The sequence below is a fragment of the Enterobacter asburiae genome, from assembly GCF_007035645.1.
GTDB lineage: Bacteria > Pseudomonadota > Gammaproteobacteria > Enterobacterales > Enterobacteriaceae > Enterobacter > Enterobacter asburiae_B.
On the sequence record NZ_AP019632.1, the window covers coordinates 3,120,773 to 3,143,991 of the forward strand.

General features: G+C 53.3%; 21 protein-coding genes. 8 read left to right on the forward strand and 13 right to left on the reverse strand.

The genetic code is table 11. The features are described from left to right. Window positions 1-58: 58 nt before the first annotated feature. The 3 genes from FOY96_RS14915 to FOY96_RS14925 form a co-directional block, all read right to left on the reverse strand. Window positions 59-646, reverse strand: coding sequence for an SLATT domain-containing protein (locus FOY96_RS14915; RefSeq protein WP_143347344.1), 588 nt, complete (start codon window positions 644-646; stop codon window positions 59-61). A 5-nt stretch (window positions 647-651) separates the two neighbouring features. Next, entirely contained in the window at window positions 652-2,010 is a 1,359-nt protein-coding gene (locus tag FOY96_RS14920) for a nucleotide-binding domain-containing protein (protein WP_143347345.1), read from the reverse strand. An 804-nt stretch (window positions 2,011-2,814) separates the two neighbouring features. Next, on the reverse strand, window positions 2,815-3,537 hold the full coding sequence (locus tag FOY96_RS14925) for a YagK/YfjJ domain-containing protein (RefSeq protein ID WP_143347346.1): 723 nt from the start codon (window positions 3,535-3,537) through the stop codon (window positions 2,815-2,817). Window positions 3,538-4,199: 662 nt separating this feature from the next. On the opposite strand from FOY96_RS14925, the gene ldtB reads away from it, so the two are divergent. Continuing rightward, the gene (gene ldtB / locus FOY96_RS14930; protein WP_023310896.1) at window positions 4,200-5,120 is read left to right on the forward strand and encodes a L,D-transpeptidase; all 921 of its coding nucleotides are present in this window, start codon (window positions 4,200-4,202) and stop codon (window positions 5,118-5,120) included. Between the two features lie 43 nt (window positions 5,121-5,163). Here the strand turns inward: ldtB and FOY96_RS14935 are convergent, their stop codons facing one another. From FOY96_RS14935 to mntR, 9 genes are all read right to left on the reverse strand, one after another. After that, window positions 5,164-5,880 (reverse strand): GntR family transcriptional regulator, encoded by a 717-nt coding sequence (locus FOY96_RS14935; RefSeq protein WP_039261436.1) that lies wholly within the window; start codon window positions 5,878-5,880, stop codon window positions 5,164-5,166. Window positions 5,881-5,895: 15 nt separating this feature from the next. Continuing rightward, complete coding sequence (locus FOY96_RS14940; protein ID WP_143347347.1) at window positions 5,896-7,218, reverse strand: PTS sugar transporter subunit IIC; 1,323 nt, start codon at window positions 7,216-7,218, stop codon at window positions 5,896-5,898. 51 nt (window positions 7,219-7,269) lie between these two features. Continuing rightward, window positions 7,270-8,646 carry a glycoside hydrolase family 1 protein gene (locus tag FOY96_RS14945; protein ID WP_045887588.1) on the reverse strand — a complete coding sequence of 459 codons (1,377 nt, stop codon included), beginning with the start codon at window positions 8,644-8,646 and terminating at the stop codon, window positions 7,270-7,272. Window positions 8,647-8,794: 148 nt separating this feature from the next. After that, window positions 8,795-9,835 carry an aldo/keto reductase gene (locus tag FOY96_RS14950; protein WP_143347348.1) on the reverse strand — a complete coding sequence of 347 codons (1,041 nt, stop codon included), beginning with the start codon at window positions 9,833-9,835 and terminating at the stop codon, window positions 8,795-8,797. Window positions 9,836-9,937: 102 nt separating this feature from the next. Next, window positions 9,938-11,461, reverse strand: coding sequence for an efflux transporter outer membrane subunit (locus FOY96_RS14955; protein WP_143347349.1), 1,524 nt, complete (start codon window positions 11,459-11,461; stop codon window positions 9,938-9,940). Next, window positions 11,461-13,032 carry a DHA2 family efflux MFS transporter permease subunit gene (locus FOY96_RS14960; RefSeq protein ID WP_033145003.1) on the reverse strand — a complete coding sequence of 524 codons (1,572 nt, stop codon included), beginning with the start codon at window positions 13,030-13,032 and terminating at the stop codon, window positions 11,461-11,463. The genes FOY96_RS14955 and FOY96_RS14960 overlap by 1 nt, the downstream gene beginning before the upstream one ends. Then, the gene (locus FOY96_RS14965) at window positions 13,029-14,123 is read right to left on the reverse strand and encodes an HlyD family secretion protein (RefSeq protein WP_039261431.1); all 1,095 of its coding nucleotides are present in this window, start codon (window positions 14,121-14,123) and stop codon (window positions 13,029-13,031) included. Before FOY96_RS14965 ends, FOY96_RS14960 begins: the two co-directional genes overlap by 4 nt. 101 nt (window positions 14,124-14,224) lie before the next feature. Continuing rightward, the gene (locus FOY96_RS14970; RefSeq protein ID WP_033145002.1) at window positions 14,225-15,334 is read right to left on the reverse strand and encodes an anion transporter; all 1,110 of its coding nucleotides are present in this window, start codon (window positions 15,332-15,334) and stop codon (window positions 14,225-14,227) included. Further along, window positions 15,331-15,804, reverse strand: coding sequence for a manganese-binding transcriptional regulator MntR (mntR, locus tag FOY96_RS14975; protein ID WP_023310887.1), 474 nt, complete (start codon window positions 15,802-15,804; stop codon window positions 15,331-15,333). The genes FOY96_RS14970 and mntR overlap by 4 nt, the downstream gene beginning before the upstream one ends. Window positions 15,805-15,987: 183 nt before the next feature. On the opposite strand from mntR, the gene mntS reads away from it, so the two are divergent. Continuing rightward, window positions 15,988-16,116, forward strand: a complete 129-nt coding sequence (mntS, locus tag FOY96_RS14980) for a manganase accumulation protein MntS (protein ID WP_048979635.1) — start codon at window positions 15,988-15,990, stop codon at window positions 16,114-16,116. A gap of 283 nt (window positions 16,117-16,399) precedes the next feature. Continuing rightward, window positions 16,400-17,983, forward strand: a complete 1,584-nt coding sequence (locus FOY96_RS14985; RefSeq protein ID WP_143347350.1) for a phosphoethanolamine transferase — start codon at window positions 16,400-16,402, stop codon at window positions 17,981-17,983. Window positions 17,984-18,078: 95 nt separating this feature from the next. On the opposite strand, the gene ompX is transcribed toward FOY96_RS14985, so the two are convergent. Then, window positions 18,079-18,597 (reverse strand): outer membrane protein OmpX, encoded by a 519-nt coding sequence (ompX, locus tag FOY96_RS14990; RefSeq protein ID WP_023310884.1) that lies wholly within the window; start codon window positions 18,595-18,597, stop codon window positions 18,079-18,081. Between the two features lie 354 nt (window positions 18,598-18,951). On the opposite strand from ompX, the gene rhtA reads away from it, so the two are divergent. The 5 genes from rhtA (at window position 18,952) to glnQ (ending at window position 23,210) form a co-directional block, all read left to right on the forward strand. Then, window positions 18,952-19,839 carry a threonine/homoserine exporter RhtA gene (rhtA, locus tag FOY96_RS14995; RefSeq protein ID WP_023334998.1) on the forward strand — a complete coding sequence of 296 codons (888 nt, stop codon included), beginning with the start codon at window positions 18,952-18,954 and terminating at the stop codon, window positions 19,837-19,839. A 298-nt stretch (window positions 19,840-20,137) separates the two neighbouring features. Further along, a complete protein-coding gene (gene dps, locus FOY96_RS15000) occupies window positions 20,138-20,641 on the forward strand; it encodes a DNA starvation/stationary phase protection protein Dps (protein WP_010428924.1) in 504 nt (167 codons plus the stop codon). Between the two features lie 362 nt (window positions 20,642-21,003). Next, window positions 21,004-21,747 (forward strand): glutamine ABC transporter substrate-binding protein GlnH, encoded by a 744-nt coding sequence (glnH, locus tag FOY96_RS15010; RefSeq protein WP_023310880.1) that lies wholly within the window; start codon window positions 21,004-21,006, stop codon window positions 21,745-21,747. 84 nt (window positions 21,748-21,831) lie between these two features. After that, on the forward strand, window positions 21,832-22,491 hold the full coding sequence (gene glnP, locus FOY96_RS15015) for a glutamine ABC transporter permease GlnP (protein ID WP_003858462.1): 660 nt from the start codon (window positions 21,832-21,834) through the stop codon (window positions 22,489-22,491). Next, window positions 22,488-23,210, forward strand: coding sequence for a glutamine ABC transporter ATP-binding protein GlnQ (glnQ, locus tag FOY96_RS15020; RefSeq protein WP_032641580.1), 723 nt, complete (start codon window positions 22,488-22,490; stop codon window positions 23,208-23,210). Before glnP ends, glnQ begins: the two co-directional genes overlap by 4 nt. Window positions 23,211-23,219: the final 9 nt, after the last annotated feature.

Sequence of the window (23,219 nt, forward strand, 5' to 3'; positions counted from 1 at the left end):
TGACAAATTCATGTAATCTGATGCGTAATTTTACTTCTCAACTTAGGTTATGAATGCATCAAATCCAGTTCAACCTGTGGCATACCAAAAAAACAATTATACCTAAAATTAAAATCAAAAATATTTTTAATGTATTTGGGAATTTATCTTTCCAAAAAGTTAAGGATAACTGTTCCTCAATCCATCGCTTCTCCAATTCACTGTAAAATTTATAGTGGGCATACCAATTACTACCACAAATTTGTTTAGTAATTGTGCTATTATCAAAATCTTGCATCAGAACTTCAAGTTCCTGAATATACTTTGCTGAATCTGGCTGGCTCTCTGATTTTGCATCGTAATACAGTCGTTCAATCTTTCTGAAGATATCAGTTTGGCTTTTACCCGCCTCTTCATATTTACTTTTATCACCATCATAGAAATTAATGTATAGGCTACCAATGCTCAGAATAATAAAAATGGCAGAAATATTCTTAGAACTCATCTCATCCATGTAAAGACCAAGAACAGATACTGCGAGTGATATTATGCCAATCCAGCCAGGGAGCTTACTTACAATGTCAAATGTTGCAAAAGTTTTCTTTGCTCCGAACCCAACATTGTATCCAGCAGAAGCAATATGATTCAGCAAGTCATTTTTTAGCATGTTTTTTACTCAATTGGAATGTCGATAGTAGCCTGGGCAATTACTATATGATTCTTAACGATATAACACCAAACCTTATGACTACCTCTGAACTTTGTATGTTCAGTATGGGTAGTTTGACCTAAAATTATTTGGCCTCGAATTTCATCACGTCCTTCAGCCTCTTTACCTCTATTCAATACTTTCCAGTATATGTCATAAGGTTCAGGAATCAGATCTAAACTTGCTTGATTGATCGAGAATGATAAGGTCCTATTAGGCGGTAACCAAGGTCGAGCTATATCCGAAAGGTAAGCTCTAAGCGAGCGTTCCCTATACCCACTTTCTTTGACAATACAGTTTACTTCAAGTGGATATCTAATATCGACATCATCAAATTTTTCATCTGTAAATTCTTCCGTGTTACGCCATGTGCGGGCAAAGTATGATTCATTAACGAAATTAGCTGACTCCAGCCCCAGAGAGTCTTGCATTTCCGTTGCTGCTTTAGGAAAAGTAAGTCCGAAAACTTCCCGCCAATGCTCATGACTTTTCTTTGTATAGCCGTTCTCGTACGCGTCAATCGCTTGTGTGCATAGCTTGAAGGCACGTTTTGCTTGTCGCTGGAAATTTTTGTAGACCTTAACCCTTTGTCCACTGCCTATTGCAGCATAGTGTTCATGAACGTCTTCTTTTTGCAAAAAATCAAAAAAGTCACGGCACATGAAACCATAACTAACCATTCCAGTTTCATCATAATCATCGGTTTGTTTAAGGAACCTCCATGCTAACGTGTCAATAAGAAGTCCTCCCATGTCTACTGTATTTCTGTTTTTCCAAGCTCGCAACATGCGACAAAGATTATGGAGATTACGACTTTTGTTATTTCGGAAATTCCTCATTTCGGTAATTTCCATACGAGGTTTAGTTACCCGCCACCCACCATTACCATTGTCAGCTTTCGTATCAGGGTATTTAAAATGTTCTCCGTCAGCAAAGACTGGTTGAACCTCTATATGGAAAGAGTCAAAAACAATCTGCACTACTAATCGATCAACCTTGACTTCCTGCTGAGAAAAGGTTTGTTTTAAAGCATCTTTTACATCACGAAGTAAACGTCGTTGAGGATTCAATCCTTCTTGATAAGCCTCCCACAACCCTGAAGGCATAATGTACAGCATATCTAAATCTGACGTTTTGCTGACCGCCGTACGACGACCTGCTGAACCAACCTTCAGTCGATTATTGAAACCGTTTTCAGTTTCCCGAAACCGTATATTAAGCCTTCTTGTGGCATTTTTGTAATGTGTTGCAATTGCCGTCATTCGTTCATCAGGTATTTTCAAATTGTCCAGGAAAACACGAAACATCTCTGCTGTTTGCATCTAATTATCCTTAACTGTCCAGAGGTTACACAATCTGCTGGTACTAACGTTAGTAATCAAACCTTTTCATTACTTTCGTCAAATCAAGCACTTTTGAAGCCTGCATTTTAGAAAGCATACGGAGGCTAATGCTAATACAAAAAGTATGTTTTTCATCCTTTTTCACACAATTACACAATCCCAATTAAAATACTAATTATATCAATAACATAAACATTACAGAGAGAACTAAAGAAAGTCTTGACCGAGCAAGGAAGGTAGGTAAAAGTTAGGCTGACTGGTTGCAACAGATATTCGTAAGCGACTTCTGGAAGCCAATATGAAGAGGTCTCAGCCAGCCAAAAGTGGGATTGAGTCTTCCTACGATCAAAGGAAATAGGAACATGCATCAAGAATGATGGGCAAGTTCCAACAACCCAAAAACACGACCGCGAGCGAAGCGAGTTCCGTCAAGCGAAGCGAAGACGGACAGTGAATGCTGGTTAAAAAGCAATCAAAAAACTACATTTTTCTCTATATATAAAATATAAAAATTTAAAAATGTAGTTATGTAGTTGGACACTCACTTCGTTCGTGTCCCTCGCTTCGCTCGGAATTCTGAATTTATATATGTATCTATAAGCAATACAATAAGCAATGCAATTATCGTTGAACTATCATGCATCTGACCAAAGCATAAAGTTAACCAAGTTCAAATCATGCCTTAAAACGCTCTGAGCGAGGCCGTAAGCGATTTTTATGATATGGGTAATGCGATTGCATACCCTGGAAAGAAAAACGTGCTACGGGCTTCCTGTGTGATATTTACGAATTCAGTGCTTTGCTACTCAATTTTGATGTTGAGTACATGCGCGTTCCCTTCCCTGTTTGCGCTTTACCGCGTTCTTTTGCCAGGTAAGAAAGCCAGAATACCGGACCTTCGAGTGATGAAGGATCGTCACGATGAATGACGTAGTGATCGGGATAGTCTTTAGTGGCTTTAGACAAGTTTACCAGCGTTGCTTTACCACCTGTCAGTTTCATCCAGATATCCGTAATAATACCAGCGATCCCTCTGTCTGGCGTTCCAAACCATCTTACCGAACGATGTGGAAGTGCAATCCAGCAATGGTAATGGGGTTGTGAAGCCTTTTCCTGTTCGCAAACCCAACCGTAAGCAAAATCGATGATAGGTTCTAATAAACCGTTGTTTCCAGACTCCAGGCGGTCACGTAATCGTTTGAACAGGTTGCGTATGTATTTGTTACCAGCTTCAACAGAAGTGAACTCAGGGAGGTGGAGATCAAAACGGGTCAGGAACACTCGACTGTAGAGCTTCAGGATTGCTTTCAGTTCGTTGATTGTTGACATAAGTATGTCATGACGAACACTAGAGCCGATTCTTGTGTTAATACGGTATTCATGACCATCATGAACAAAGGAGTTGCCATTAATGGTTTTGTAACGTCCGTGTTCATGGTAGACGGTACGAAAACTTGTTGTCGATAAGATCGACGATTCGAAGAGCGCTTGAGATTGCTGCATCATTGTTAAACTAACCTTTTTGTACTCAGAAAGAGACCACACCTCCTACATAGTTACTACCTAAAACCACGGTAAAATAAGGGCATTTGCGATAGCGCAAAGCCGCCTTGTATCTGACGTTGGGGATGTTTTCGAGGGGAGAAATACTACGGAACAAAGTTTACGAAGATATTTATCAAACATTTAATCATAACAGCAAGGAAAAAAAATGCAATTTATAATTTATCCGTACTGAACAGCGTATCCGATTTGCTGGATGACTATCCGATAATCTTTGGCAGAGTGGCTAAAATCACCGGACCTGTATGAGGTTCTTGACCCAATGAAACTAAAATGTTTAAACAACGAAGACTGACCATTGTATGCAGGAAGACAAAAACCTCTCTCCCATCGCTTAATTCCCCCCTTTGAAACTACATGGTGACGTTGCTGGTAACTAACACGGGGAGATTCCTGCGAAAAGTGTGATAAACACGGCATTATGCCACAATTCCGAATTGAGATCCCGTGTTGCGGCAATCCACTAAACTTTAACAAAATCGAAAAAAATGTGATTTCGTACACATCTGAATTCCCTGTTAGCGGGAATGCACATATAATGCGCTCCCATCACAGATTCAGACTTATCAACTCATCGCCAGAATGGCTTAGATACCTCGCACAACATGAACATGAAATTAACAACGCTTTTAGCGGCGGCGTTAGCCGTAGTAGGTTTTTGTAAGACCGCGTCTGCGGTGACGTATCCCCTGCCAACAGACGGTAGCCGTCTGGTAGGCCAGAACCAGGTTGTGACGGTACCAGAAGGTAACTCTCAGCCACTGGAGTATTTCGCTGCGCAGTACCAGCTGGGCCTGTCTAACATGCTGGAAGCGAACCCGGGCGTTGACCCGTATTTGCCGAAAGCGGGCACCGTGCTGAATATTCCTCAGCAGCTGATCCTGCCGGATACCGTTCATGAAGGTATCGTGATTAACAGCGCCGAAATGCGTCTGTATTACTACCCGAAAGGCACCAACACCGTTATCGTGCTGCCAATCGGTATCGGCCAGCTGGGTAAAGACACCCCGATGAACTGGACCACCAAGGTTGAGCGTAAGAAAGCGGGCCCAACCTGGACGCCGACTGCCAAAATGCACGCGGAATACATCGCTGCGGGTGAACCGCTGCCAGCCGTTGTACCGGCAGGCCCGGATAACCCAATGGGTCTGTACGCGCTGTACATTGGCCGCCTGTACGCTATCCACGGTACCAACGCCAACTTCGGTATCGGCCTGCGCGTAAGCCACGGCTGCGTGCGCCTGCGTAACGACGACATCAAATTCCTGTTCGAAAACGTGCCGGTCGGTACGCGCGTGCAGTTCATCAACGAACCGGTGAAAGCGACCTCTGAGCCAGACGGCAGCCGCTACATCGAAGTGCACAACCCGCTGTCCACCAGCGAAGACCAGATCAACAACAACGAAATCGTCCCTGTTACGCTGAACAGCGCGGTACAGGCGGTGACTTCTCAGCCAGACGTAGAAACGGCGATTGTTGACCAGGCCGTGCAGAACCGCTCCGGTATGCCGGTGCGTTTGAACTGATAGCGAAGCATTAAAAAAGCGGGCCTCGTTGCCCGCTTTTTTTTTATCCGTTATTCACGATCACGATCCCGCCGTGGTCGTACCGATAGTGGCAGTGGGCATACTCCAGCGGCGTGCCGTCCTCCAGATAAATCACCTGCTCCACTTCCAGGACGGGATCGGTCTGCTCGCAGACCAGATGCTCCCTGTCCAGCGCGTTGGGCTTAAGCGCCCGCACCACCCGATACGACCCCATAATTTTCAGCGCCAGCGTCTCCTGCACGTACTGGAAAACTGAACCTTCAAGATGGTTTTTCGTCAGGCCCGGCACCAGATTCATCGGCATCACCGTGGAATCCAGCGACATCGGTTCGCCGTTCAGCAGACGGAGTCGAATGAAGTCATAGATCGGCGCATCGGCGTTAATCATCAGCGACGCCTGCTCTTTTTCGTTCGGGAAGCGCAGCTCGAAATGCACTACCCGGCTGGTCACCGTGCCCAGATGCGCCCAGGTTTTGGTCGCGCCAAAGTAGTCGCTGCCGGAGAGGTCCCACTGCGAGAGCTGAAGGAAGTTTTTGCGGATGAACGTGCCCTGGCCCTGGCGGGTATAGACCAGACCTTCGACGATGAGCTGGCGCATCGCCTGCTGAATGGTCATCCGGCTGGAGTTGAACTCCGCCGCCAGCGCAAACTGGTCCGGCAGGGGTTCGTTGGCGGCGTACTGCTGGCTGATAATGCGTTTCTTAATTTCCCGCGCTATGGTGATGTACTTCGCCGCCATCGTTCTTCCTTTCAGTTAGTTTTCTATCCCGCTGTTTTTCAAGGCCACTCTCTCGGCAATCTTGAGGAAAGGCAGGTAGAAGAATACACCAAATACGATGATTGCCAACTGCACCACCACCGCCCGCCAGTCACCCGCCGTGGCCAGCCAGGCGCTGAGAATGGGCGGCGTGGTCCACGGGATCATCACCACGCAGCGCGACATTAACCCCAGCGTGGTACAGAGCCAGGCGAAGTAAATGCCGATGGCGGGCAGCAGCACGAATGGGATCATCAGCGGCAGGTTAAACACGATCGGCAGGCCAAAAATCACCGGCTCGTTGATGTTGAACAGACCGGGCGCCAGCGACAGACGCGCCACTTGCTTCGCCGACTTTTGTCGGGAGAAGATAAAGATGGCGATCAGCAGCGAGATCGTGCTGCCCGTGCCGCCCACCATACCAAACGTCGGCACGAAGATGTTGTTGATGATATGCGGGATGGGCTGACCGTTGGCGAAGGCCAGCATGTTCTCGTTGGTGTTGATCAGCAGGAACGGCTCCAGCACCACGCTGTTAACGACTGACTGATGAATACCGAGCGTGAACAGGAAGTTACCGAAGCTGTAGATGAAAATCGTCCCCGGCAGGCTGGTGTTAATCAGCCGCAGCGGCTGCTGGATAAAGGTGGTAATAAGATGGATCAGGTCCGTGTGCAGCACGTTTGCCAGCACTGCCGCCAGCACCGCGAAAAGAGAGAGCGTGAGGATGGTCGGGATCAGCGCGGTAAAGGATTTGCTCACCGCCGGAGGCACGTTTTCCCCGAGGGAAATGTGCAGCGCCTTCAGGCGCGAAATGGCGATAAACAGTTCCGTTGAGAGCAGCCCGATCAGCACCCCGGCGAAAATCCCGGTTGAGCCAATATTGGTGAACGTCAGCACCTGGGTGACGTTCACCGCGGCATCGCTGCCGACGGGCGTAATCTGCAGGCGCATCGGCATCATGATGATGAAGCTACTGACGGCGATAACCACTGCCGAGACCGGATTGTCGAAATCTTTGTTGCGCGCCAGCGACCAGGCAATCATCGGGGCAAGCAGCAGCGCGGCGATGTTCAGCGTGCCGTTGATAATCGCCTCGCCCCACACCTTAAACTGCGCGAGCGTGTCGCCGTGAAAAATCCACGGAAATACCACGTTGTTCACCAGCACCGCCAGACCGGCGAGGATGAAAATCGGCATCACCGTGGCGAAAGCGTCGCGCAGGGAGCGCAGGTGCACCTGATTAGCCAGGCGCGCCGAGAACTCTACAAATTTATCGACAAAAGACTGCATGTGCGGTGTTATTTTTGTTTCAGACATAGCGGATAGTTCCCATCAATCAGTCACAAAAACGGCCCGGCAGCGTACGGCTTACATCTCGCGTCCGTTGGTATGGATAACCTGTTTTAACCACGCGTAGCTCTTCTTCGGCACGCGCTTCAGGTCTTTCAGGTCATGGTTTTCACGGTTGACATAGACCACGCCGTAGCGCTTACGCATGTCGCCCTGGGAGCTGAGAATGTCGATTAACCCCCAGCCGAGGTAGCCGATCACCTCTGCCCCGTCCTCGAACATCGCCTCCTTCATGGCATTGATATGCGCCCGGTGGTAGTCGATGCGGTAGGTGTCCTCGATCGGATTGACGCCGTCCCAGGACTCAATCACCCCGATGCCGTTTTCGATCGGGAAGACCGGCATCCGCCAGTCGTTGGCGTAGCGGGTGATGATGGTGCGAAAGCCCAGCGGATCGATCTGCCAGTTCCACTCGGTGGCCTTCAGGTACGGATTGTTTTTCTCGCCGTGCAGCAGGTAATAGTTCACCGGCGTGCCTTCCGGGATCGCATCGCTGTCCAGCGTTTTGCTGGCGTAGTAGCTGAAGGCCATATAGTCGTTTTTAGTCCGCGCCAGCAGCGCTAAATCCTCGGCGCGGTAGATATCGCCAAAGCCCTCCTGCTCCACCACCGCCATAACCGCGGGGCTGTAGCCCTGCCCTGCGAAGACGCGTAGCAGGTTCTGGTTGAGGAATTCGTCGTACTGCTGGGCGCAGAAGATATCGCGCGGTTTGCAGGTGGCCGGGTAGATCAGCTGGTGCGCCAGCATGCCGCCCATCAGCTGGCCCGGTCTGGTCTGATGCAGATATTCGGTCAGCGCCATGTGCGCCACCATCGTATGGTGCTGCAGCTCGTACAGCTCGCGCAGGGTTTTCTCACCGTGCATATAGCCGGAAATGCGGAACGCTTCAGGCATATGGAAGATGTTCTGCTCGTTGAAGGTCAGCCAGTACTTCACGCGGTCGCCATAGCAGTCGATCATCTTTTTGCCGTAGCGGATAAAGGCCTCCATCACGCGGCGGTCGTTGAAGCCGTTGTACTCCTGCGCCAGCGCCAGCGGCATATCGAAGTGGTACAGGCAGACCATCGGTTCGATGCCGCGGGCGATCAGATCGTCAATAAAGCGGTCGTAAAACGCGATGCCCTCGTCGTTGAACGCGCCGTCGCCCTGCGGGCAGACGCGGCTCCATGAGATCTGAAAGCGATAGCAGTTCATGCCCAGATCCTGCATCAGGTCGAAATCTTCCCGGTAGCGGTGGTAGGAGTCGGTCGCGACTTTCCAGTCGGAGACGTTCTCCCCGGCTTCGCGAATGTCGTAAACCGACATCCCTTTCCCGCCCTCGTTCCATGCCCCTTCCGTCTGCATGCTGGACACCGAGTTGCCCCATAAAAAATTGGCTGGCAGCGAATTGTTCATGCTCTCTCCCTATATGACTAGTCATTTAAAATTTCATGACTAGTCATATAGGCGAAGATGAAATGGGGAGCAAAGAGGAGGATCGTTTTTTGTGAGCAATGCGGGAAAAAAAGCCCCGGTTAGCGATGCACTACCGGGGCAAGGAAGGTTATTGTTGCGCGAGCTGATTGCGGCGATGTTCCCCCTGCCGCTCCAGCATCCAGCCCGGGTATTCGCGCGGCAGCGCGCTCACCGCATCAAGCTGCTTGAGTTCGTCTTCGCTCAGTCGGATCCCGGTCGCGGCGATATTGTCGTCCAGCTGTTCGACGCGTTTCGCCCCAATGATGACGCTGGTCACCGCTTTCTGATGCAGCAGCCAGGCCAGCGCGATTTGCGCGACGGAGGCGCCCTTGCTTTCGGCGATAGTGCGCATCACGTCCACGCAGTCGAAGGCGCGTTCTTTGTTCACCGGCGGGAAGTCAAACTCCAGACGACGACCACCGGCTTCGCTCTGACCGTCGCGGCCATATTTTCCGCTCAGCAGACCGCCCGCCAGCGGGCTCCAGACCATCAGCCCGACGCCTTCGCTCTGCATCATCGGTACCAGCTCGCGCTCCAGATCGCGCCCGGCAATGGTGTAATACGCCTGCAGCGACGCGAAACGCGCCAGCCCAAGACGTTCAGAAATACCGAGCGCTTTGGCAATCTGCCACGCCGCCCAGTTCGAGACGCCGATGTAGCGCACGTGGCCGTGCTGCACCAGGTTATCCAGCGCGTAGAGCATCTCTTCAATCGGCGTTGCGGGGTCGAAGCCGTGAAGCTGGTAGAGATCGATATGATCGAGCTGCAGGCGGCGCAGGCTCTCCTTCACGCTGCTGATGATGTGATAGCGCGAGCTGCCGCGCGAGTTCACGCCTGCCGTTCCCGTTTCGCCGAACACTTTCGTGGCGACCACCACGTTCTCGCGAGGGATCTTCAGGTTTTTCAGCGCCTGACCGGTGATCTCCTCCGAGCGTCCTTCCGAGTAAACGTCCGCGGTGTCGATAAAGTTGATCCCGGCATCCAGCGCGCGGCCCACCAGCTGCTCGGCTTCACTTTGCTGGAGCTGGCCAATCTTGCCCCACATGCCGCCCTCACCGCCGAAGGTCATGGTGCCGAGGCACAGTTCAGAAACAAACAGACCGGTGTTGCCCAGTTTTTGATAACGCATAACTTATTCCTCGCATGTCGATTGGGTACCCGATAGTTATACCCGCCCCTCAGCCATCGCGAATGTGGTGTTCCTGTCCGTTTCTTGCCCAATCCTCTGAATTTATCCGCGCGGGGCGTCGCCAAAGACGCTGTATTCTGGTAATTGCACCTGCTGATACGGCTCCCAGCCGCCGCCGAGGGCCTTGTAGAGCGCCACCAGATCGAGCGCGCTCTGCACCTGCGCCTGTGCGCGCTGCTGCTGGGCCTGCGCCAGCTGACGCTGGGCGTCCAGCACGTCGATAAAGCTGGCAATCCCCTGCCGGTAGCTGTCGCTCGCTAAATCAAAGGCGTTTTGCAGGGCGTCGATCGTTTTTGCGAGACCCGCTTCACGCTGCTGGTCGGTGCGATAGCTCACCAGCGCGTTTTCGACATCGCCGAGCGCGGTCAGCACCGTCTGGCGATAGTCCAGCACCGCCGCCCCCTGCTGCGCGCGCGCCACCTTGACGCTGGAGACCAGTCGACCGCCCTGGAAGATGGGAATGGAGACCTGCGGGCCGAAGCTGTAGAAGTGGCTGCTCCAGTCGGTCAGCCAGTTGGTTTCGCTGTTGCGCAGGCCAAACTGCCCGGAGAGCGTAAAGCTCGGGAACAGCTCCGCCACCGAGACGCCGATTTGCGCCGTGGCGGCATGAAGGTTCGCCTCCGCTTCGCGCACGTCCGGACGGCGTCGTGCCAGCGTGGACGGAATGCCGGTCTGCACGATATCCGGCAACGCCGGCATCGGCTGCGCAGACTGAAGTTCGCCATCCAGCGCCCCTGGCGGCTTGCCGAGCAGGATCGCCAGGCCGTTCATCGCCTGCCGCTCCTGCGCCTGATATTGCGGAAGCTGTGCTTCAAGGTTGCCTAACTGCGCCCGGGCGTTTTCCACATCCATCTGCGGCGACAGCCCGCCCCGCTGGCGGCTTTCGGTGAGATCCAGCGTCTGCTGCGCGCTTTTAATCTGGATGTTCAGCGTGGCGATAATGCTCTGCGCCCCGCGCAGCTGGAGCCACGCGCGCGCCACTTCGGCCTCCAGCGATACCAGCGCGTCGTTACGCTGCTCGATAGCCGCTTTCTGCTGCGCTTCGGCGGCTTCCACCTGACGACGCACCTTGCCCCACAGGTCGATTTCCCACTGGGCGTCGAAGCTGCCCTGGTATAGGTTAATCGGCTGCGTCAGCGGCCCCAGCGCGCCCTTCAGGTTGGGATCGATACTATCCACCTGGTCATACACGCCGTGGGATTTCAGCTCTCCTTCCAGGCCAAGCTGCTGGCGCGTCGCCTGCAGATTGCCGTTGACCGACGGATAAAACGCCCCGCCCGCCTGATTAATCTGCTCTCGCGCCCCGGCGATGCGCAGCACCGTCTGCTGCAGCGTCAGGTTTCCGGCAATGGCGCGCTCAACCAGGCTGTCGAGCTGCGTCGAGCCGAAGGTCTTCCACCAGCGCGGATTGGTCGCAGCGGAAGTAGTTTGCGATTTCACCGCGCTGTCGCCCTTATAGTTCCAGTGCGTAACGGCGGGCGGCGCAGGCTGCTTGTAGTCAGGCCCAACGGCGCAGCCCGCCAGCAGCATCATTATCATCAGGGGGTGTAAACGTCTGTGTATCATCAATGTGCTCCTGCACTCCCCTCGCTCTTAACCGGCGAGAGCAACAAACAAAATGGAATCAGTAACAAGGCCACCGCGCTCAGAATGGTGAAGACGTCGATGTAGGCCAGGAAGCGCGACTGCTCGATCATGGTCTGGTACATGCGTCCGGTGGCGATGCCGGTGGGGTCGCCCACCTGGGTGGTGAAGTTCTGGATCGCCTGGGCGCTTTCGCGTATCGCCTGCTGGAACTGCTCGTTAAGCGGCGAGGCGTGGTACGCAAGGTGCGCGCTGTGCGCCTGGGCGCGTTCGGTGATGGCCGCCGTCGAAAGGGATATGCCAATCGAGCCCGCGACGTTGCGGAACATGGTAAACAGCGCCGCCGCATCGGCATTCAGCCGCCTCGGTATTGAGATAAACGCAATCGTCGTGAGCGGCACAAACAGGAACCCCAACCCTATCGACTGGGCGCTGCGAAACAGCACCAGCGTTTCGAAGTCGATATCCGGCGTCAGCGTTCGCGACCAGAAGAACGACACCGCCAGACAGGTAAAGCCAAAGGCGATAATCCAGCGCGTCTGCACCACCGGCATCAGCTTCAGCACCAGCGGAATGGTTAACACAATCAGCACCGCCCCGGGCGACAGCACCAGCCCGGACCAGGTAGCGGTGTAGCCCAGGTCCTGCTGCGCCAGCTGCGGGATCACCACCGAGCTGCCGTACAAAATCATCGCCATCCCCGCCATCAGCAGGCTGGAGATGGCAAAGTTGCGGTCCTTCATGCAGTGCAGATCCACCACCGGCTTTCTGGCATACACCAGCCAGTAGATGGCGCCGATAATGCCGACAAGCGTCAACACGCCGAAGGTGCGGATAAAGTTCGAGTAGAACCAGTCCTCATCTTCTCCCCGGTCGAGCATCACCTGCAGACAGCCCAGCCCCAGCGCGATCAGGCCGATCCCCGTCCAGTCGATAGTCAGCTTCTCTTTTGATTTACTCTCCCACGGCGGATCTTCCAGCAGCTGGTAGATCGCCAGCACCGTCACAATCCCCACCGGAATGTTGATAAAGAACACCCAGCGCCAGGAGTAGTTATCGGTGATCCAGCCGCCCAGCGTCGGGCCGAGCACCGGCGCAACGATAATCGCAATGGAGGACAGACCAAACGCTTTGCCCCTGTCTTCGGGTTTGAAGTAGTCGAGCAGCACCGACTGCTGCGTGGGCTGCAGCCCGCCGCCAAAAAAGCCCTGCATCACGCGGAACAGGATGATCTGCCACAGCTCGGTGGCAATCCCGCACAGGAACGAGCAGACGGTGAACATGACGATGCAAATCAGGAAGAACTGCTTGCGGCCAAACACCCGGCTCAGAAACGCTGAGATGGGCAGCACGATGCCGTTCGCGACCAGATAGCTGGTTAACACCCAGGTGGATTCGTCATAGCTGGACGAGAGCGAGCCTGCCACGTGGGGGAGCGCCACGTTGACGATGGTGGTGTCCAGAATTTCCATGAATACCGCCAGGGTGACGACAATCGCCACCGCCCACGGATTGCTGGCGGGTTTCCAGCTGTCGTGGCTGTGATCCGTCATTCCACCGTCACCTTCGGTGCAACCGACAGCCCCAGCGGCAGCGGTTTGTTTGGATCCAGGCCCTTATCAATCACGATTTTGACCGGCACGCGCTGCACAATTTTGACAAAGTTACCGGTGGCATTTTCTGCCGGGAAGGCGGAGAAGCGCGAGCCGCTGCCCTGCTGGATACTGTCTACGTGCCCTTCAAGCTCCATATCCGGCCACGCGTCGACGGACACGGTGACCTTATCGCCCGGCTTCATGCGCTCGAGCTGCGACTCTTTAAAGTTCGCGACCACCCACACGTTCGGGGAAACCAGCGAGAACAGCGCCGTTCCCGCCTGCACCAGCGTACCGGGCTGTACGTTGCGTTTGGTGACGACGCCGTCGAACGGGGCGCGGACTTCGGTATAGGAGAGATTAAGGTTGGCCGTTTCCAGCTGCGCTTTAGCCTGATCGACCTGACGCTCGCGCGCTTCAACGTTGGTTTCCTGCTGGCGGATTTGCAGCTGGACCTGTTCTGCCACTTCCAGCTGCGCCTGAGCGCTGGCCAGCCCTGCCTGTGCGCTGCGCAGCTGTGCGTTCGCGGAATCGATACTTTGCTGGGTGGTCGCACGCGGGTCGACGCCGCGCTGGCGACGGTACTCTGCCTGCGCGTTCGCCAGATCGGCCTGCGCTCTCAGCACCTGCGCTTTGGCTTCGTCACGCTGGGCGGGATACTGGACTTTTGAAAGCGCCAGCTGCGCCTGAGCCTGATGCAGTTGCGCGATAGCCAGCCCAAGCTGGGCCTGAGCCTGATCGCGCTGCGCGGTGGTGTCACGCGGATCGATAACCACCAGTAGATCGCCCTTTTTCACGCGCTGGTTATCGCGCACGCGCAGCTCGGTAACGTAGCCCGCCGTTTTGGGGGCAATCGTCACCACATCGCCGTCGGTAAAGGCGTCGTCGGTCGTCTCTTCGTTACGGGTTAAAAACCACCAGACCAGCGCCACGACCACCATCACCACCACGACAATGCCGAGGATAATTAACGGTTTCTTGCCCGGGCGCTTACGCTCATTATTGTTTTTGTCCTGCTCGTCAGCAGGCGGGTTTTGATCTTCAGCCATAGTTCAGCAACGGTCCTGTCAGTGAGCGGCATCACACTATGCCGTTCACTAAAGCTAGGACGTTGCTATACGTTTGCCAGGAAAAACTGACAAATTACGCACTATATGAGAAGGAATATTCCGAAACCGATTGCCGCGGCCCAAACCAGCATCGGAATCGACCAGACGTGGAAACGCCACCAGATACGACGGTCGTTGGCCATGCGCAGAGCGATCAGGTTTGCCAGCGAGCCGGGCAGCAGCCCAAACCCGCCGATGTTCACCGCCCAGGCCAGAAGCGTATCGGGCGGAACATAGTTGAGCAGCAGAATGGTGGACGGTACGTTGCTGATAAACTGCGACAGGCCAATCGCCGTCAGCCACAGTCCCGGCTGAGACAGCGTGCTGACGCTGTGCAGAACGTTTTGCAGCACCGGAAGCTGGATAAGGAGATGCACATCAATAAACATCGCCATAAAGACCAGCAGCAGCGTCCAGTCCACGCTCACCAGCACGCGACGCGCCAGGACGACAAACCCCGCGGCAACGAGCAGGACGCCCGCCAGCTCATACTTCAGCTCCAGCGCGAACAGAAAGACGATGTATAACCCGAGACAGCTCCACACCAGGCGCGGCTGCCACTGCGGGCCGGTTGTGCCGCTGTGGTACTGCAGCTTTTTATCCGGAAACGCAAACCAGCACACCGCCATCAGCGACAGCATCATCACCAGCGCCAGAGGGGCCATCTGCCAGGTAAAGGCGGCGAACGACAGCCCGGACCGTCCCCACAGAAGGATATTTTGCGGGTTGCCGATTGGCGTCAGAAGCGAGCCCGCATTGACGGCCAGCGCTTCAAAGATGATCAGCCGGCTGACGGGGATCTCGCAAAGCTTACGCAGCGTGAGCGTGAGGGGTACGATGATAAACAGCGCCACATCGTTGGTCAGAAACGTCGACAGCACCGCGGCGGAGAACACCATAAACAGGGACAGCCTGCGCTCGGTGGCAAAGCGGCGCACCATTTTACGGCCCAGAACGTCAAAATAGCCGCTCAGCTCGACCCCTTTGGTGAGCATCATCAGGCCGCTCAGTGTAATGATGGTGCGCCAGTCAATTGCGGCGGGCCAGGCGTGTGGCGCAAACGGCACAAAGAGGCTTAACGCTGCGCCAATGATTAATAAGAGATGGAAGAAACGATCACGTGCCAGGGCCTGCAGTCCGGGGATTTTCATTCAGCGGAGGGACCATATTTAAGGGTAAATTCGCGAAACTTCACCAGCGTCTCTTCGCTGACGTGGTGTTCCATGCCTTCCGCATCCCGGCGGGCGATTTCCGGGCTGACGCCCAGCACCAGCAAAAAATTCTCGACAAGCTGATGGCGCTCGCGGCTCTCCTGCGCGAGTTTCTCCCCTTCCGGCGTCAGAAAAACACCGCGCCAGGGGATCATTTCAATTAAGCCCACGGAGGCCAGGCGTTTTAACATTTTAGCGACAGTTGGCTGTGAAACCCCCAGCCTGGCGGCCATATCGACCTGGCGCGCTTCACCGACCTCACGAATCAGATCGGAAATGAGTTCAACATAATCATCAATCAGTTCACGCCGGTGCGCTTCACGGACCTGGCGAAAACCTTCGACATGTTCTTCAACATTCACCAGTTGCGTCGTTTTCCTCATTGTCGGATGACCTGCGCGACGGTTCATTGTACTTCCTCAGTGGGGTGACGCTTCCAGCGCCCGGTTTGGAGAGCGCACATTGTAAACCATAGCTCCGCAAGCACAAAAAATTAACGAAATAGCCATAGCTATACAATATAGCCTGTGCTATATCTGTATGTAATGCAGTCACCCTTCACGGATCGAAGGGATCAAAACTCAGGAGGTCTTATGAACGAATTCAAGAGGTGCATGACCGTGTTTACCCACTCTCCCTTTAAAGTGCGCTTAATGCTGTTGAACATGCTGTGCGATATGTTTAACACCAAACCGCATCAGGACGACAAACCTACCCACTAAGCGGCGTTGCGGTACGCCGCTTCATTTTCCCGTCACAATCTCGCTGTAAACTGGCTTCCAGCCGCCTTATTCCCGATCTTTTTTACGGATTTGCAGTCCCCTTCGCAAAACATCTGCTTAGCAACTGTTGATATTATTTAGCGCTCGCACTATCTTCTTGCAGCCCTGCACAATTTGCGGCTCGCTGAAGCGGACCCTCATTCCCTCTCCACGCACTGTCAGGCAGGTTATGACCCTTGACGCCAGGGTGAGCACATGGCGTTTTCATCCATGATAGTGACCTATGAATGTAACCCTGATAGATACCGTTGTGACCCGCAGCCGGGCCTTAAGCCCGTGGACGGGTTTTTACTTTTTGCAGTCATTGCTGATTAACTTTGCGCTGGGTTATCCCTTTAGTTTGCTCTACGCGGTGGCGTTCACCTGCGTTCTGCATGTGCTGTGGCGATCCGCACCGCGCGTGCAAAAAGCGTTAATCGGGATCTGCTCGCTGGTCGCTGCACTCTATTTCCCGTTTGGCCAGGCTTACGGCGCGCCAAACTTTAATACCCTGCTGGCGCTGCACTCGACCAATATGGAAGAGTCAACGGAGATCCTGACGATCTTCCCGTGGTACAGCTACGTGGTCGGGATCTTTATCTTCGCGCTGGGCGTCATCGCCATCCGCCGTCAGCCGGGAGAGAAAAAATCCTGGGGTAAGATCGAAATACTCTGTCTGGTGTTCAGCGTTGCCGTGGCGTTTGTCGCCCCCATCCAGAATATTCCCTGGGACGGTAAGCTCAGGCTCACCAATATCGGCTATCCGGTTTTCCGCTTCGTGAAGGACGTCGTTGTCAATAATAAAGAGGTTCTCGACGAGCAGGCGCGCATGGCTGAGCTTTCCAATATGAAAGACACCTGGAACGTGCTGGCCGTTAAGCCGAAATATCACACCTATGTGGTGGTGATTGGCGAAAGTGCACGTCGCGATGCAATGGGAGCCTTCGGCGGACACTGGGATAACACACCGTTTGCCAGTTCGGTTAAAGGCACGCTGTTTACCGATTATGTCGCGGCCAGCGGCTCGACGCAGAAATCGCTCGGCCTGACCCTAAACCGTGTCGTCGACGGCAAACCCCAGTATCAGGATAATTTTGTCACCCTGGCAAACCGCGCGGGTTATCAGACCTGGTGGTTCTCCAATCAGGGGCAAATTGGCGAATACGATACGGCCATCGCCAGTATCGCCAAACGTGCCGACGAAGTGCAGTTCCTGAAGAACGGCGACTTTGAAGCCGACAAAAATACCAAAGACGAAGCGCTGTTGAAAATGACGGCACAGGTCTTCGCCACTCCGCGCACCCAGCCTCAGCTGATCGTCCTGCACCTGATGGGATCGCACCCGCAGGCCTGCGATCGGACCGGCGGGAAGTACGCGGAGTTCGTGCAGTCCAAAGAGACCTCTTGCTATCTCTACACCATGACGCAAACCGATGAGCTGCTGAGCAAGCTGTACGATCAGCTGCGCAATACGGGCGACAGCTTCTCCATGGTCTATTTCTCGGATCACGGACTGGCGTTTAAAGAGCGTGGTAAAGAGGTGCAGTATCTGGCGCACGATGACAAGTTCCAGCAGAACTTCCAGGTGCCGTTTATGGTGCTGTCGAGCGACGATAAAACGCATCGCGTGATTAAAGCGCGCCGTTCGGCTAATGATTTCCTGCAGTTCTTCTCGCAGTGGACGGGGATTACAGCCGAGCAGATAAAAACGGCTTACCCGTTTGTCTCTAACAAGAAAGCTCCCCCAGTGTACGTTACCAACTTCAAGTTACAGAAAGTTGACTACAACCATCTGGGTACGGATATTTTCGATATTAAGAGTAAGTAGCGGTCCGATGTCCTCACCCTCTCCCACAGGGAGAGGGAAAAGACAAAAAAAAATCCGCCACATTGGGCGGATTTTTTATTAGCTCACCGGAGTGATTAGAAGCGGTAACCTACGCCCGCGATCCAGGTGCCAACGTCAACGTTGCGGATACGGCTCTGCTCATAGGAGAAGTCCAGAGCAACGTCCTGGATTGGGTTGAACTGCAGGCCTGCGCCATAGGAGAAGCCATAGTCGCTGTTGCTTGCAGTGCGGCTTTCGCTCTGGTTTTCAGTCTGCTGGAATTTACCGTAGCCAACACCTACAACACCGTAGATGCTCGCCCAGTCATTCAGACGGTAAGCTGGACCAGCGGTGATACCGTAGTACTGGCCTTTGTTGTATGCGCCGTTTTCAGAACGATCTTTCTCGGTGTAGGTGAAAGAACCGATCACGCCCAGTGGGTTGTTGTCCTGCTCGTAGCGATACTTCAGGTTGAAACCGTTAGCTTTGTTCATCACGCCCTGATAGTCGCTCTGAGCGTAACCACCAGTAACAGTAGAAGTAGCAGCTACAGCGGTACCTGCGGAAACAGCCAGTACAGCGGCCAGTGCTGAAAGACATGCAATTTTTTTCATAACCACCTCAAATGTGCTTCAAGTAAGTCCGTAAGTTTTAAATATATCAAAAAAATTTGCGAAACTCTTTGTGATTCGTGATGTCTAATGAAACCTTTCCTGTAACAGAACGTTTCCAGCATCAGCTATCTCTTTCAAATCACATGCAATTTTCACTACTAAATGCGCATATTGCGCGTACGCGCCGTTACATTCATCCAGATTATTCCTAATCTATCAGGCGATAAATCCACCAGCGCTTAACCATTTTACGGATTTGACACGGTTTTTTTTCAACAGCGCCTCAACCGTTGCCGCTTATTTCCTTTACACTGCAACCTTTACCTCATTTGACATAAGCTGACAGGAGAAAGGATGCCTGGGTTATCCCGCACGTCGTCGGTCTGGTTGCCGGTGGCAGTCATACTCATTGCCATGTTGTCCATTCAAAGCGGTGCTTCGCTGGCAAAATCACTTTTCCCGCTGGTTGGTGCGCCAGGCGTGACTGCCCTGCGTATCGTGCTGGGCACGGCGATACTGGTGGTCATTTTCAAACCCTGGCGTCTGCGCTTCAAAAAGGAGCAGCGTTTACCCCTGCTGTTTTATGGACTTTCCCTCGGGGCAATGAACTATCTGTTCTACCTCTCTATTCAGACGATACCGCTGGGGATCGCCGTCGCGCTGGAGTTTACCGGCCCGCTGGCGGTGGCGCTTTTCTCCTCGCGACGTCCGGTCGATTTTATCTGGGTCGTATTAGCCGTTCTGGGCTTATGGTTCCTGCTGCCGCTGGGCCAGAGCGTCGCTGAGATCGATCTGACGGGCGCAGCCCTGGCGCTGGGTGCTGGCGCCTGCTGGGCCGTCTATATACTTACGGGCCAGCGTGCAGGAGAAGAGCACGGTCCGGCGACCGTCGCGTTAGGTTCCCTGATCGCAGCCATCGTCTTCGTGCCTATCGGCATGGCGCAGGCGACCGAATCTATCTGGCAATGGTCCGTCATGCCCATCGGGCTGGCGGTCGCGATTCTTTCTACCGCACTCCCCTACTCTCTGGAGATGATTGCTCTTACGCGTCTGCCGACGCGCATATTTGGCACCCTGATGAGCATGGAGCCTGCGCTAGCCGCCATTTCTGGAATGGTATTTCTCGGCGAAACCCTGACATTGACGCAGACGCTGGCGCTCTGCTCGATTATCGCGGCATCAATGGGCTCGACGCTCACCATGCGCCCGGAACCTAAAGTTGAGAAAGTGGATATCAGCTAAGGCCTTTATTCTGCATGGCTTCCACGCCATGCAGAATAAAGGCCAGAAAGACAGACGTTATAATTTCTTACACACTTTGTTCTATTTTCGAAATATCCCTCTGCGTTTACATCCCCATCCAGCAATTAAGATTGATCTGTATCAATTTTAAAAATACCCATTTATTTCAATGAATTAAATTCACAAGCCACTTCTCGCTATTAAACCGATAGGCACAGCCAAACCGCAGAGAAAAAATCCGGTGCTATACTTAGTTCCGTAATTACCTGGGACATAAACATCAAGAGGATATGAGATTATGAGTACCGCTAAACTGGTGAAAACGAAAGCGTCTAATCTGCTTTATACCCGTAACGATGTATCGGATAGCGACAAAAAGGCGACCATTGAGTTGCTGAATCGCCAGGTGATCCAGTTCATCGATCTTTCGCTGATCACCAAACAGGCCCACTGGAATATGCGCGGTGCAAATTTTATTGCCGTTCATGAAATGCTGGATGGCTTCCGCACAGCACTCGTGACCCACCTCGATACGATGGCTGAACGTGCCGTTCAGTTAGGCGGCGTGGCGCTGGGTACCACGCAGGTGATCAACAGCAAAACGCCACTGAAGAGTTATCCGCTGGATATCCATACCGTTCAGGATCACCTGAAAGAGCTGGCGGACCGCTACGCGATTGTGGCCAATGACGTGCGCAAAGCGATCGGCGAAGCCAAAGACGAAGATACCGCAGACATTTTCACTGCCGCCTCCCGCGACCTGGACCAGTTCCTGTGGTTTATCGAATCTAACATCGAATAATTCATACGAATTTTCTATCAAACCCTCGCCCTCCGGTGAGGGTTTTGCACATCTATGGTGCACAGTTTTTGTCTGCACACCTGCAAAAGTGAACGAAATGTAATAATCACCTCACACAACCGTTAACGGAAGATTGTTTTTTCGTCAGAATTTACGCTAAATATCTCCCCGTCAGTTGAGCCAAACGAAGCGCACCAAAACGGTGCTCCACTTTGGTGCAATAAAGCCTCATTGCCCCATTTATTGTGCAATGCATGACATCATCCCCTTTGCAAAACAATAGCTTGTAAAGTTGGCACGATTTTTTCATTGTGCCACCTGTTCTCGCAGGGGATCGCCCCGTGGATATAAAAGGAAATGCTATGAAGTCTGTATTAAAAGTTTCACTGGCTGCACTTACCCTGGCTTTTGCAGTGTCCTCTCAGGCTGCCGACAAACTGGTTGTGGCGACCGACACGGCGTTCGTTCCGTTTGAATTCAAACAGGGTGATAAATACGTTGGTTTTGATGTGGATCTGTGGGCCGCTGTCGCAAAAGAACTCAAGCTGGATTACACCCTGAAGCCTATGGACTTCAGCGGCATCATCCCGGCACTGCAAACCAAAAACGTTGATCTGGCGCTGGCAGGCATCACCATTACCGATGAACGTAAAAAAGCGATCGACTTCTCTGACGGCTACTACAAAAGCGGCCTGCTGGTCATGGTCAAAGCCGATAATAACGACGTAAAAAGCGTGAAAGATCTCGACGGCAAAGTGGTGGCAGTGAAGAGCGGCACCGGTTCTGTTGATTACGCGAAAGCAAATATCAAAACCAAAGACCTGCGTCAGTTCCCGAACATCGACAACGCGTACATGGAACTCGGCACCAACCGTGCTGACGCTGTTCTGCACGACACGCCTAACATCCTGTACTTCATTAAGACAGCCGGTAACGGCAAGTTCAAAGCCGTTGGCGAGTCTCTGGAAGCACAGCAGTACGGTATCGCGTTCCCGAAAGGCAGCGACGACCTGCGCACGAAAGTTAACGGCGCGCTGAAAACGCTGAAAGAGAACGGCACCTATAACGAAATCTACAAAAAATGGTTCGGTACCGAGCCTAAATAATAAGACGTAAAAATGACGTTCACTCGGGGGCGACCTTTCGCCCCTGCTATTTTTGAAACACGGTAACAGTAACAGGAAATTATCATGCAGTTTGACTGGAGCGCCATCTGGCCTGCCATTCCACTCTTGCTTGAAGGCGCTAAAATGACCCTGTGGATTTCGGTCCTGGGTCTGGTTGGTGGGTTGATTATCGGTCTTGTCGCCGGTTTCGCCCGCACCTACGGCGGCTGGATCGCAAACCACATCGCACTTGTTTTCATCGAAGTGATCCGCGGCACCCCAATTGTCGTGCAGGTCATGTTCATCTACTTCGCCCTGCCTATGGCGTTCACCGACCTGCGCATCGACCCGTTCAGCGCAGCCGTCGTCACCATTATGATCAACTCAGGCGCCTACATTGCGGAAATCACCCGCGGTGCGGTGCTGTCGATTCATAAAGGTTTCAGTGAAGCCGGTCTGGCGCTAGGTCTTTCTCGTCGCGAAACGATCCGCCACGTTATTCTGCCGCTGGCGCTGCGTCGCATGCTGCCGCCGCTCGGTAACCAGTGGATCATCAGCATTAAAGATACGTCGCTGTTCATTGTTATCGGCGTGGCAGAGCTGACCCGTCAGGGGCAGGAGATCATAGCTGGCAACTTCCGCGCGCTGGAAATCTGGAGTGCGGTAGCCGTTGTCTACCTGATCATTACTCTGGTTCTGAGCTTCGTTCTGCGTCGTCTTGAAAGAAGGATGAAAATCCTGTGATTGAATTTAAAAACGTTTCCAAGCACTTTGGCCCAACCCAGGTGCTGCACAATATCGATCTGAACATCAAACAGGGTGAAGTGGTGGTGATTATTGGGCCATCCGGCTCCGGTAAATCCACCCTGCTGCGCTGCATCAACAAGCTGGAAGAGATCACCAGCGGCGATCTGATCGTCGACGGCCTGAAGGTAAACGACCCGAAAGTGGACGACCGTCTGATTCGTCAGGAAGCGGGCATGGTGTTCCAGCAGTTCTACCTGTTCCCGCACCTCACGGCGCTGGAAAACGTGATGTTTGGCCCGCTGCGCGTGCGCGGTGCCAGCAAAGCGGCGGCGGAAGCGCTGGCAAAAGATCTGCTGGCGAAAGTCGGCCTGGCAGAACGTGCGCACCACTTCCCTTCCGAGCTGTCCGGGGGTCAACAGCAGCGTGTGGCGATTGCCCGCGCCCTGGCGGTCAAACCGAAAATGATGCTGTTTGATGAGCCTACGTCCGCACTCGACCCGGAGCTGCGCCACGAGGTGCTCAAAGTCATGCAGGATCTGGCGGAAGAAGGGATGACGATGGTTATCGTAACCCACGAAATCGGCTTTGCCGAGAAAGTGGCGTCCCGCCTGATCTTTATTGATAAAGGCCGTATCGCGGAAGACGGTAACCCGCAGGAATTGATTGCGAACCCGCCGAGCCAGCGTTTGCAGGAGTTCCTGCAGCACGTCTCCTGATCCATCGCT